Source organism: Streptomyces candidus (assembly GCF_014207445.1).
Classification (GTDB): Bacteria; Actinomycetota; Actinomycetes; order Streptomycetales; family Streptomycetaceae; genus Streptomyces; species Streptomyces candidus.
In genome coordinates this window covers 255,602-266,798 of the sequence record NZ_JACHEM010000001.1, presented here as the reverse complement: position 1 = coordinate 266,798, position 11,197 = coordinate 255,602, and the positions used below count along the sequence as shown (strand labels likewise).

The following is an 11,197-nucleotide window of genomic DNA, read 5'->3' as shown; positions in this document are numbered from 1 at the left end:
GCCTTGACCGGCTCGTGGACCCTGGAGCGGACCATGAACGTGGTGACCCCCGTCGGCGGCGACAGCGTGGCGGCCCGCGGCTGGCCGGGCATCCTCAACCCCCTGCTGCGCGGCGAGCACCTCGGTGCCGACGACACCGCCTGGGCCATGGACCGCATCATGAGCGGCGAGGCCACCGACGCGCAGATCGCCGGCTTCGCGGTCGCGCTGCGCGCCAAGGGCGAGACCGTCGAGGAGGTGACGGGGCTGGTACGGGCGATGTACGCACACGCCCGCCTCATCGAGGTGCCGGGTCCCAGCGTCGACATCGTCGGCACCGGCGGCGACCTGGCGAAGACCGTCAACATCTCCACCATGTCCGCGATCGTCATCGCCGGGACGGGCGCCAAGGTCGTCAAGCACGGCAACCGGGCCGCCTCCTCGGCCAGTGGCTCCTCCGACGTGCTCGAGAAGCTGGGCGTCAACCTGGACCTGACGCCGAAGCGGGTCGCGGAGGTCGCCGAGGAGGCCGGCATCACCTTCTGCTTCGCGGTGAAGTTCCACCCCGCGCTGCGGTACGCCGCCAAGGCCCGCAGGGAGCTCGGCGCGCAGACCACGTTCAACATCCTGGGCCCCCTCACCAACCCGGCCCGGGTGCGCGCCCAGGCCGTCGGAGTCGCCGACGCCAGGATGGCGCCGATCGTGGCGGGCGTGCTGGCCGAGCGGGGGAACAGCGCGCTCGTCTTCCGCGGCGACGACGGCCTCGACGAGCTCACCACCACCGCGACGTCCCGGGTGTGGGTGGTACGCGACGGGGCCGTGCACGAGGAGGCCTTCGACCCGCGCGACGTGGGCCTGGAGATCGTCCCCGTGGAGGCGCTGCGGGGCGCGGACGCGTCGTACAACGCGGAGGTGGCACGCCGGCTCCTGGCGGGCGAGAAGGGCCCCGTACGGGACGCGGTGCTGCTCAACACGGCGGCGGCGCTGGTGGCCCTGGGGCCCGGCGGGGGTTCGCTGAACGAGGGGATCGCCGCCGGGATCGAGCGGGCCAGGCAGTCGCTGGACTCCGGCGCCGCCCAGCGGGCGCTGGAGCGGTGGGTGGCGGCCAGCAACGCCTGACCCGCCGCACCCGTGGCGCGGAGCGCGGTCCGCCCGTCTCGGCGAGCGGACCGCGCTCTTGCGCGTCGTGGATCGTGTGGCAAGATGCTGCACAGGTCATGAGTGACAGCGACTACGGCCCCGGCCCGCTGTCCGGCAACCCTCCGTCCGTGGCGGGGTGCCCCGGGTGAAGACCAGGTCGTAGGCAGCGAGGTCTACGGCAAGCGCGGACCCCTGCGCACTCCTTCGGAGTGGCGCGCCCCTGGGGTCCTGGTCCTCAAGGGAGCAGTCTCGTGAGCAAGCGAATGCGATAGGGCCCTTCGGCCCCGTTCCACCTTCACCTCCGTGCGGCCTGTGACGGCCGTGCGTCGAGGCAACTCCCGTACGCGCCACGGCAAGTGAGCCTGCGTCAGGCGTGCGGGACGTGTCGAAGCCATTCCGCCTTGTCCTGCCGGGAGTTCCGTCATGCCCGCTCAGTCCTTCGCCACCGCCACCCCGTCCGCCCCCGCCGCGTCCGAAGAGCCCTGCTGCGGGAAGCCGCTGCCCGTTCTCGGACGGGACGTGGCCGTGCCCCTGGTCACCGGGGGCGAGGTCACCTACGCGGCCCTCGACTACGCGGCGAGCGCTCCGGCGCTGCAGCGTGTGTGGGACGACGTCGCGGCGTACGCCCCGTACTACGGCAGCGTGCACCGGGGGGCCGGGTACCTGTCGCAGCTCTCGACCGACCTCTTCGAGAACAGCCGGGTGACGGTCGCCGAGTTCCTCGACTGCCGGGACGACGACCAGGTGGTCTTCACCCGGTCGACGACCGACTCGCTGAACCTGCTGGCTTCCGCACTGCCCGCCGACTGCCAGGTGTTCGTCTTCGAGACCGAGCACCACGCGTCGCTGCTGCCCTGGCAGGACGCCCGGGTGACGTACCTGGACGCGCCCCGCACGCCCGCGCAGGCCGTCGAGACGCTGGAACGCGCACTCGCCGACCGGACCCCCTGCGACGGCCGCGGGCCTGGTTCGGGCAACGGCAAGGGTCCCGCGCTGGTGTGTGTGACAGGTGCCTCGAACGTCACGGGGGAGATCTGGCCGGTGCGCGAGCTCGCCGCCGTCGCCCACGCGCACGGCGCGCGGATCGTGCTCGACGCCGCCCAGCTCGCCCCTCACCACCCGCTCTCGGTGCGGGACTTGGACGTCGACTGGGTGGCCTTCTCCGGGCACAAGCTGTACGCGCCGTTCGGCTCCGGGGTGCTCGCCGGGCGGGCAGACTGGCTGCGGGCGGCCGAGCCGTACCTGGCCGGTGGCGGCGCGTCGAAGAAGGTCGCGCGGCGTGCGGACGGCGGCGTGGACGTCGAGTGGCACACCACCGCGGCGCGCCACGAGGCCGGTTCGCCGAACGTGATCGGTGTGTACGCCATCGCCTCCGCGTGCAGGGCGCTCACCGAGGCCGGATTCGACGCCCTGGTCGAGCGCGAGCAGGCGCTGGTGCGCAGGGTGCGCGAAGGGCTCGCGGACGTGCCCGCCGTGAAGGTGCTCTCGCTGTTCGGCGACGAGGCACCGCGCGTCGGCGTCCTCTCGTTCGTGGTGGACGGCTGGAACAGCTCGCACTTCGCCGCCGCGCTCTCCGCCGAGTACGGCATCGGCGTACGGGACGGCCTGTTCTGCGCCCACCCGCTGGTGCGCACACTGCTCGGCAGCGATCCGCAGGAGGCCGGTGAGTGCGGCGCACCCGAGGCCGGGCCGGGCGAGAGGTCCCTCAACGCGATCCGGGTGAGCTTCGGCGCGGGCACCCCCGACGAGCACGTGGAACGTTTCGTACGGGCCGTGAAGGAGCTCGTGGCGAACGGTGCGCAGTGGAACTACCGCACCGAGGACGGGCGTTGCGGGCCACGGGAGTCAGCCGTCGAGGCCGATCGCGAACGCGGCCTCCAGGTCGTGCTGCGAGTAGGTGCGGAACGCGACGTGGGTGTCCGTCGCCTCGACGCCGGGGATCTTGCTGATCGAGCCGGGGATGATGTCCGCCAGGTCGTCGTGCCGTCCGACGCGCACCATGGCGATCAGGTCGTAGGTACCGGTGACGGAGAAGACCTCGCTGACGCTGTCCAGCGCGGCGATCGACTCGGCGATCTCGGGGATCCGGTCCACGCTGGTCTTGATGAGCACGATCGCGGTGATCACGGCTGGCTTTCTCCCTCGGTGGCCGGTGGCGCTGCTGCGGCCCTCACTCTAGCCGTACGGCGAAATCGCGCCCACGCGTAGAGGAAGCCGCCCGCGAAGCCCACCACGTGCGCCAGGTACGCGACGCCCGGCCCGGTGCCCAGACCCTGCGCGGCCAGCCACTGGAGCACGAACCAGAAGATCAGCACGATCCACGCCGGGAAGCGCAGCGGGAGGAAGAGGAGGAAGGGGAAGACGCTGGTGACGCGTACGTGCGGGAACAGGCACAGGAACGCGCCCAGCACCGCGGAGATCGCGCCGGACGCCCCGACCAGCGTCTCCGTCGAGGACGCGTGCACGACGGCGTACACCACGAGCGCGAGGTAGCCGGTGACGACGTAGAAGACCGCGTAGTGCAGTCGTCCCATGCCTTCCTCGGTCATCGCGCCGAAGACGTACAGGAAGAGCATGTTGCCCAGCAGGTGCAGCCAGTTGCCGTGCACGAACAGGGCGGTGAGCGGGGTCAGCAGGGCGTGCGGGCCGAGCTGTACGAGCTCCTCGGGGACGACGCCCCAGCGCTCGAAGTAGGCGCCCTGCGCGAGGAGGAGCGCGTCGCCGGTGCCGTACGACGGGTTGAAGCCGGAGGCCGGGCCGAGCAGGAACACCACACAGCAGGCGCCGATCACGGAGTACGTCACGAGGGGGGCGCGGGAGAGGGCCCGCCAGCGGGAGGCGAGGCCCAGGACCTGCCGGGGGGCCTTGACCGTGACCTTGCTCATGGTGTCGAGCATGCGGCAACACCGCCGCCCTTCCCGTTCCGGCTCGCCGGTGGTCCGCCCCCGCGGTACCGGTCTCAAGGGTCGGCTGCCCTCCGCGCGGGGTACCGGTAGGCCGTAGGGTTGCGCGCAGGGTATCCGCAGTTCGACGGCGCACCGCGGCAACGACGTACGAGACACGCCCGGCGTGTCGCAGTGCTCGTAGGTTTCGTAGTTTCTCGTATTTTCGAAGGAAGAGGACGGTACGCATGACGACGACGGTTCCCCTGCCGACTGCCGCGACCCGGTGGCGCTGCACGCTCTGCGGAAATCTCACGCGGTTCGACGTGACCCGCTCGTCGAAGGTCGTCGAGTACGTCCACCTGGACCTTGCCGGGGAGTCGAAGGTCGAGGAACGCGAGGTGGTCAGTGAGACCATCGAGTCCGTGCGCTGCCGCTGGTGCAACGCGGTGGATCAGATCGAACTGGTGGACAGGCCGGACGCCGGCTCCTAGGGAGACCATGGGAGGACGGCCCGGCAGGGCAGTACCCGCTCACCGCGGGTGGCGAAGGTGATGGGGTGACGGATTGTGGAGCCTGCGAGCGGCGCTGAGGCGGCCGGGTCGGCCGACGACGCCGCAGAGGTGCTCGACGGCCCGTTGCCCGAGGGGGTGCGGCGGCGGGTCGTGACGCTGGTCTCGGACGCCTTCGGCGGCCTGAGCGTCGCCGAACTCCCCGCCCAGCTGCGGCAGTACGCCCGGTTCACCCCCAGCCGGCGCGCCAAGTTCGCGGGCAACGCGATGGCCGCCGCGCTGGAGAGCGCCCCGGTTTTCCGGCAGCGGATCGGCGAGCGGCTGCGCGAGGCGCAGCCCGAGCTGACGCGCGCGCTGGAGGCCGGGTCGCTGCCCGCCGCGGCCGATCCCGTCGATGTCGCGGCGGCGGCCTACGTGCTGCGTCCGGCCGGCTGGGTGAAGCTGGTGGCCGCCGCGGGCGAGGAGGTGCTGCGCGCGGACGCCGAGCGCGCCGACGAGGCGGCCCAGCGCGAGCTGGAGGGGGTGCGGGCCGAGCTGGCCGAGGCCCGGGAGCGCACGAAGGCGGAGACCGAGCGGCTGCGCACCGAGCTGGACGCCGCCCGCAAGGAGTGCGACGCGGCACAGCGCAAGCTCCGCGGCGCTCTCAGTGACGTCAAGCGCGGCGAGGCCGCGCTGCGCAGGACCCAGGCCGAGATGGACGGCATCAGGGCCGAGGCGGCCGCCCGGGTCGCCGCTGCCGAGGCAGAGTCCCGGCGGCTGCGGGCCAGGCTCGGCGAGGCGGAGGCGTCCGTGGAGGCGGGCCGTCGTGCTGTACGCGAGGGGCGCAGCGTCGAGGACATGCGGCTGCGGCTGCTGCTGGACACGGTGCTCGAAGCGGCCCAGGGGCTGCGTCGCGAACTCGCCCTGCCGCCGTCGGCCGGACGGCCCGCGGACGGCGTGGACGCGGTGGAACCCGGCCGGATGTCGCCCAAGGACATCGCGGCACGCGCCTTGTCCGACACGGATCCCGCCGTCCTCGACCAGCTGCTGGCGCTGCCGCAGGCGCATCTGGTGGTCGACGGGTACAACGTGACGAAGACCGGTTATCCGACGATGCCGCTGGAGAAGCAGCGGCTGCGGCTGCTGGGCGGTCTGTCCATGCTGGCGGCGGCGACCGGCGCCGAGGTCACCTGTGTCTTCGACGGCGCGGAGCTGGCGGCCCCGGTGCTGCTGGCGCCGCCGCGCGGGGTGCGGGTGCTGTTCAGCAAGGCGGGCGTGACGGCGGACGAACTGATCCGGCAGCTGGTACGGGCGGAGCCGGTCGGACGTCCGGTGGTCGTGGTCTCCACGGACCGCGAAGTCGCCGACGGGGTCGCCAAGTCGGGCGCCCGGCCGGTCGCTTCGGTGATGCTGTTGAAGCGGCTGTCGCGTGTGTGACGGTCCGTGCGGGCCGATGTCACCTTCATGTGTACAACGCCCGAATTGGCGTGGATTGGGCATGGCGCTCCGTCAACTGCCCATGACACACGGTGTGACGCGTGGAATTCATGTGGCTCAGGGGCGAGATTTTTCTCCTGAGGATTTGAACTGATCACGAGAAGGTCACTAGGGTCTGGGCTCGAACCCTCGCGCGGTTGATCACTCATCCGGAGTATCAGCGAGGGGCCCGCCAACCTCGCTGGTCGGCGGCTGAGGAAGAAGGAGCTCGCCTCCGTGGCGTCCCACCGTCGTCCCAAGCAGCCGAGCCGCACCCGTGTGACCGTGCTCTCCATATCCGCCGCGGCCGCCGTCGTGCTCACCTCCCAGTCGGCGAACGCCACGCCCAAGCCGGACAAGAAGGAAGTCAAGGCGAAGGTCGACGCGCTGTACGAGGAGGCGGAGGCCGCCACCGAGAAGTTCAACGGGGCGAAGGAGAAGCAGGAGACCCTGGAGAAGCAGGTCAGAAACCTCCAGGACTCGGTGGCCCGCGGTCAGGGCGACCTCAACGAGCTGCGCAACGGCCTCGGTTCGCTGGCCACCGCGCAGTACCGGACCGGCAGCGTCGACCCGTCGCTCCAGCTCTTCCTCTCCTCCGAGCCGGACCAGTTCCTGGACCGCGCCTCGGCCATGGACCAGCTGACGGCCCGGCAGGCGGAGTCGCTCCGCAAGATCCAGGCGAAGCAGCGCATCCTGGCCCAGCAGCGCGAGGAAGCGAGCGGCAAGCTCGCCGACCTCGCCGCCGTACGCAAGGAACTCGGCGCGAAGAAGGCCACGATCCAGGGCAAGCTCGCCGACGCGCGGAAGCTGTACAACACGCTGACCGAGGAAGAGCGCCGGGCCATCCAGCAGAAGGAGGAGCGCGCCAGCCGTGACGCCGGCAGCCGCGTCGAGCTCGGCACCCAGGTGGCCGCCTCCGGCATCGGCGCCGCCGCGATGGCGAAGGCCGCGACGAAGATCGGCGCGCCGTACGACTGGGGCAACAAGGGCCCCAACGCGTTCGACTGCTCCGGCCTTGTCTACTGGGCGTTCCAGCAGGTCAACGTGACGGTGGGCGGCAGCACCTTCACCCAGGTGAACGCCGGCCCGAAGATCTACAACAAGAGCGACCTGCGCCCCGGCGACCTGGTCTTCTTCAGCGACCTCGCCCACGTGGGTTTCTACGCCGGCAACGGCCAGTCGCTGCACGCCCCCAAGCCGGGCACCAACGTCCGCTACGAGGACATGAAGTACCTCGGGTCGTTCATGTACGGAGTGCGCGTCGGCGGCTGAGCCCCACGCACCGGCGGTGTGCGGCATCCGCGCCCGCCCTGCCCCGCGAGCGACGCCGAACACACCGCCCGTTCGAGCGAATCGCGGCAGCCCGTGCTGACCGCCCCGCCCCGCCCATGACCTGGTCATCGGCGGGGCGTCGTGCTGTCCTGGTCCTTTTCCCGCCCGCCCGCCTCTTTGGCCGCCCTGTGAGCGCCCCGCTACTGTCTGCCAGCGCAGTGCCCGTCGAGCAGTCCGCCCGCCCCGGGCGGCAGGGCGCTGCCCCCCAGCAGTGGAAGGAGTGCGGCTTCCCGTGGCGTCACACCGTCGTCCCTCGCAGTCCGGGCTCACACAGAGCACCCGGGTCACCGTCCTGTCCGCGGCCGCGGCGACCGCCGCGGCGGCCCTCGGGGCCACGCCGGCCGGTGCCGACCCGGCGGGAGCGCCCACCGCCACCCAGGCCACCGTCGACCGGCTCTTCGAACAGGCGGAGAAGGCCACCGAGCGGTTCAACAAGGCCAATGAGCGCGCCGAGACCCTCCGCGAGGAGGTCGGCCAGGCCCGCGACCGCACGGCCCGCGGCCAGGAGCGTCTCAACCGGATGCGCGGTGTGATCGGGCAGCTGGCCGGTGCCCAGTACCGGTCGGGCGGCATGGACCCGGCGGTGTCGCTGCTGCTGTCGGAGAACCCGGACAGTTACCTCGACAAGGCGGCGGCGCTCGACCGCATCGGCGTCTTCCACACCGGCAGGGTGCACGCACTCACCGAGGCACAGCGCCGGCTGGGCCAGGAGCGCACCGAGGCCACCCGCAAGCTCGCGGAGCTGGAGCAGACCCGGGCCGTCGTCTCGCGTTACAAGCGCGCCGTCGAGCACAAACTCGCCGAGGCCCGCCGGCTGCTCAACGCGCTGCCCCAGGCGGAACGCGCCGAGTTCGACCGGGCCTCGCGCGGCGGACGCGAGGAGATGCCGGAGATGTCCGGGGCGATGCCCGCGTCCTCGCGTGCGGCGGCCGCGGTGCTGGCGGCCAGGAACGCCGTCGGCAAGCCGTACGTCTGGGGGGCCAACGGCCCGTCGGGCTTCGACTGCTCGGGCCTCATGCAGTGGTCGTACGGGCAGGCCGGGGTGTCGCTGCCGCGCACCTCGCAGGCGCAGCGGTCCGCGGGCCGGCGGGTCTCGCTGGACGAGGCGCAGCCCGGCGACCTGGTCACCTACCGCGACGACGCCAGCCACGTCGGGATGTACATGGGCAACGGCCAGGTCGTGCACGCGCCCTACCCGGGGGCGCCGGTGCGCTACGACCCGGTGGGCATGATGCCGATCTCGGCGGTGACCCGGGTCTGACCGCGGGCGCCCGTACCCGGCGCGGGGAGGGCCCGCCGCGGCACGGCGGTACGGGGCCGATCACGCCGTCGTACGATCGCCGGATGGGCGCACACGCGAGCGGCGGACGGTACGGGCGGCGGGCGGTGCTCGGACTGGGTCTCGGCGCGGGTCTCGGGCTCGGCGGGGCGCTGACGGCGTCCTGTGCCGCCCCGGCCGCGCCGGCCGACACCGCCGCCCGCGACGTGCGGCGGCTGCTGGACAAGCGGGCCGCCGCCCTCGTGAACCGCGACCGGCAGGCCTGCCTGGACGTACTCGAACCGGGCGCGGACGGCCTGCGGGCCGTACAGGAGCAGGAGTTCGACAACCTCGCCGCGGTGCCGCTCGCCTCCTGGGAGTACCGGCTGACCGGACTCGACAGGACCGGCGGCGCTACCGCCACCGCCCGGGTGGAACACCGGTACCGGATCGACGGGTACGACACGGAGCCCGCCGTCACCCCGCGCCGCATCGACCTGCTGCGGCAGGGCGGTCAGTGGTACATCACCGGGGACCGGCCGGAGCGGAGCGGCTCGCAGGAGATCTGGCAGCAGGGCCCCGTGACCGCCGTGCGCGGGCGGCGGGCGATCGTTCTGGGGGCCGGGCAGGACCGGAAGCGGCTGCGGGCCGTCGCGGAGAACGCCGACCGCGCGGTGGCCGCCGTCGCCGCCGTGTGGAAGCGGGAGCGCGACCTCGCGGCGGTCCTCCTGGTGCCGCCCTCGCTCGGCGGGATGGGCGCGCTCCTGGGGTCGCCCGCCGCCGGGTACCGGGGCATAGCGGCCGTCACCACCGGGGCGGGCCGCGGCGGGAAGCGGACGTCGGCGGACCGCGTGATCGTCAACCCGGAGGCGTACGACGTGCTGGGGGCGGCCGGGCGACAGGTGGTGCTCACCCACGAGACGACGCACGTGGCCACCCGTACCGACACCACCGCCGCGACCCCCATGTGGCTGTCGGAGGGCTTCGCGGACTGGGTGGCCTACCGGGGCAGCGACCGCACCCCGGCCCAGGTCGCCCCCGAACTGCGGCGCGCGGTGCGCCGGGACGGGCCGCCGGCCGCGCTGCCCGCCGACGACGACTTCCGCTTCACCGGGGACGCCGACCGTCTCGCCGGGGCGTACGAGGGCGGCTGGCTGGCCTGCCGGATGATCGTGGCACGCACCGACGAGCGGACGCTCTTCGCGTTCTACGTGTCCGTCGGCCGCCACCCGCAGCGGGACGGCGCGGTGGAGAACGCACTGCACACCGAACTCGGCACGACCCTCGACGAGTTCACCGCGCAGTGGCGTTCCTACGTGCGCGAGGCGCTCGGCTGAGCCGCCGCGGCGGAGTCCTCCCGCTCCGCCGGGACGTGGCGCTGCGCCGGCATGGGACGCTGCGGCGCGGCAGCCGGTCCGCTGACCGTGTGCCGCCACAGGGTGCGGCAGGCCAGGAGCGTCGCCGCGACCAGCAGACCGTTGCGGACGGACAGCAGACTCACGCCCAGGGCGTCACTGGCGACCACGTGCGAGAACCAGAGCGGGAACTCCAGGCAGGTGACGAGGGTCGCCGCCAGCACCAGGTGCGCCGGCCGGTCCATCCGGCTGCCCCGGAACACCAGACAGGCCGCCCCGAGGCCGACCAGCCACAGCATGTACTGCGGACTGATCACCCGGCTGGTCGTGGTGAACAGCAGTACCGCCACGAACGCGGCGTCGCACGCCGTCGAGGCGCTGAACCGCCGCGCTCGCAGCCGCCACATCAGCAGCCACCCGAAGGCGAGCGCGGTGAGCGCCATCGCGAGGGTGCTCACCAGCGGCACGTACGGGCCCAGGAACTCCACCGAGCCGTAGTTGAGGAGGACTTCGCCCTGCCAGCCGAACTGCCGGGCGACGTGGAAGACCAGCGCGCCCAGCGACTCCACCTCGGTGCCCCGGTCCCGCTGGAACGTCAGGAAGGCCAGCGCTCCGGGCATGGTCGCGGTGAACAGCAGCACCAGTGCGAGCGCCGTCAGCACGAAGGCCGACCACGAGGAACGCGTCGTACGCCCGCGTGCCGTCCCCGCGAGCAGCAGGGCGGGCCAGACCTTCAGCATCGCCCCCAGGGCGGACAGGGCCCCCATCAGGCGCGGCCTGCGGGCCCCCGCGAGCAGCGCCGCGACCGCGATGGCGGTCACCATCACGTCGTAGCGGGCGTACGAGGTGGGCCCGAGCAGCGCCAGACCCGCGATCCACACCCACGCCCCGGCGATCCGCTTGCCGGGCCGGCGCCCGGCGTACAGCAGCAGGCCCGTCACGACGGCGTCCGCGAGGCAGGCGAGCACGAAGAACGCCGACGCGTAGTCCCAGAACGGCAGCAGGCCGGGGGAGAGGACGGCGAGCGCGGCGGCCGGCGGGTACTGCCAGGTGACGTCGTCCAGCGGGAAGGTGCCGGTCCGCAGGACCTCGAACCAGCCCTGGTAGATGACCGACACGTCGCTGGTGACGTCCGGGCCGGGGAAGACCAGCACCTTGAAGACGCAGAGCAGCAGCAGGGCCCGGGTCAGGACCCACACCGCGACGGGCAGGGCGAGTGCGGCGGGCGGGGCAGGGAAGCGGCCCGGGCGTCCGGTGCTGCTCGGGAGTGTCATGACCACCCTC

Annotated in this window: 9 protein-coding genes, 1 pseudogene and 1 riboswitch; of the genes and pseudogenes, 7 read left to right on the top strand and 3 right to left on the bottom strand. The window is 72.8% G+C overall.

Going from position 1 to position 11,197, the window contains the following annotated elements; all coding sequences use genetic code 11:
* Positions 1 to 33 precede the first annotated feature (33 nt).
* Both trpD and HNQ79_RS01135 read left to right on the top strand, forming a co-directional pair.
* A complete protein-coding gene (gene trpD / locus HNQ79_RS01140) occupies positions 34 to 1,098 on the top strand; it encodes an anthranilate phosphoribosyltransferase (protein ID WP_185025813.1) in 1,065 nt (354 codons plus the stop codon).
* Between the two features lie 94 nt (positions 1,099 to 1,192).
* Positions 1,193 to 1,310, top strand: a riboswitch (SAM riboswitch).
* A gap of 232 nt (positions 1,311 to 1,542) precedes the next feature.
* Positions 1,543 to 2,958, top strand: a pseudogene (locus tag HNQ79_RS01135) (aminotransferase class V-fold PLP-dependent enzyme); the annotation flags it as partial.
* 6 nt (positions 2,959 to 2,964) lie between these two features.
* On the opposite strand, the gene HNQ79_RS01130 reads toward HNQ79_RS01135, so the two are convergent.
* Both HNQ79_RS01130 and HNQ79_RS01125 read right to left on the bottom strand, forming a co-directional pair.
* On the bottom strand, positions 2,965 to 3,246 hold the full coding sequence (locus tag HNQ79_RS01130; RefSeq protein ID WP_185026533.1) for an Lrp/AsnC family transcriptional regulator: 282 nt from the start codon (positions 3,244 to 3,246) through the stop codon (positions 2,965 to 2,967).
* Positions 3,243 to 4,004, bottom strand: coding sequence for a rhomboid family intramembrane serine protease (locus HNQ79_RS01125; RefSeq protein ID WP_185025810.1), 762 nt, complete (start codon positions 4,002 to 4,004; stop codon positions 3,243 to 3,245). Before HNQ79_RS01125 ends, HNQ79_RS01130 begins: the two co-directional genes overlap by 4 nt.
* Positions 4,005 to 4,249: 245 nt before the next feature.
* Here HNQ79_RS01125 and HNQ79_RS01120 point away from each other — a divergent pair, with 245 nt between their 5' ends.
* The 5 genes from HNQ79_RS01120 to HNQ79_RS01100 all read left to right on the top strand — a co-directional run bounded on the left by HNQ79_RS01120 (position 4,250) and on the right by HNQ79_RS01100 (position 9,895).
* Entirely contained in the window at positions 4,250 to 4,495 is a 246-nt protein-coding gene (locus HNQ79_RS01120) for a hypothetical protein (RefSeq protein WP_185025808.1), read from the top strand.
* Between the two features lie 72 nt (positions 4,496 to 4,567).
* Complete coding sequence (locus tag HNQ79_RS01115) at positions 4,568 to 5,929, top strand: NYN domain-containing protein (RefSeq protein ID WP_185026531.1); 1,362 nt, start codon at positions 4,568 to 4,570, stop codon at positions 5,927 to 5,929.
* Positions 5,930 to 6,205: 276 nt separating this feature from the next.
* Positions 6,206 to 7,240, top strand: coding sequence for an NlpC/P60 family protein (locus HNQ79_RS01110; protein WP_185025806.1), 1,035 nt, complete (start codon positions 6,206 to 6,208; stop codon positions 7,238 to 7,240).
* 292 nt (positions 7,241 to 7,532) lie between these two features.
* The gene (locus tag HNQ79_RS01105; RefSeq protein ID WP_185025805.1) at positions 7,533 to 8,561 is read left to right on the top strand and encodes a C40 family peptidase; all 1,029 of its coding nucleotides are present in this window, start codon (positions 7,533 to 7,535) and stop codon (positions 8,559 to 8,561) included.
* 83 nt (positions 8,562 to 8,644) lie between these two features.
* Positions 8,645 to 9,895 (top strand): hypothetical protein, encoded by a 1,251-nt coding sequence (locus HNQ79_RS01100; RefSeq protein ID WP_229923158.1) that lies wholly within the window; start codon positions 8,645 to 8,647, stop codon positions 9,893 to 9,895.
* Here HNQ79_RS01100 and HNQ79_RS01095 read toward each other — a convergent pair.
* Complete coding sequence (locus HNQ79_RS01095; RefSeq protein ID WP_185025803.1) at positions 9,871 to 11,187, bottom strand: glycosyltransferase 87 family protein; 1,317 nt, start codon at positions 11,185 to 11,187, stop codon at positions 9,871 to 9,873. The two genes, HNQ79_RS01100 and HNQ79_RS01095, sit on opposite strands and share 25 nt — an antisense overlap.
* Positions 11,188 to 11,197: the final 10 nt, after the last annotated feature.

What these genes read in the sequence shown, in the direction of transcription:
- HNQ79_RS01100 (WP_229923158.1), top strand. Translation starts at nt 8,645, where the DNA reads ATGGGCGCACACGCGAGCGGCGGACGGTACGGGCGGCGGGCGGTGCTC.
- HNQ79_RS01095 (WP_185025803.1), bottom strand. Translation starts at nt 11,187, where the DNA reads ATGACACTCCCGAGCAGCACCGGACGCCCGGGCCGCTTCCCTGCCCCG.
- HNQ79_RS01120 (WP_185025808.1), top strand. Translation starts at nt 4,250, where the DNA reads ATGACGACGACGGTTCCCCTGCCGACTGCCGCGACCCGGTGGCGCTGC.
- HNQ79_RS01125 (WP_185025810.1), bottom strand. Translation starts at nt 4,004, where the DNA reads ATGAGCAAGGTCACGGTCAAGGCCCCCCGGCAGGTCCTGGGCCTCGCC.
- trpD (WP_185025813.1), top strand. Translation starts at nt 34, where the DNA reads ATGAACGTGGTGACCCCCGTCGGCGGCGACAGCGTGGCGGCCCGCGGC.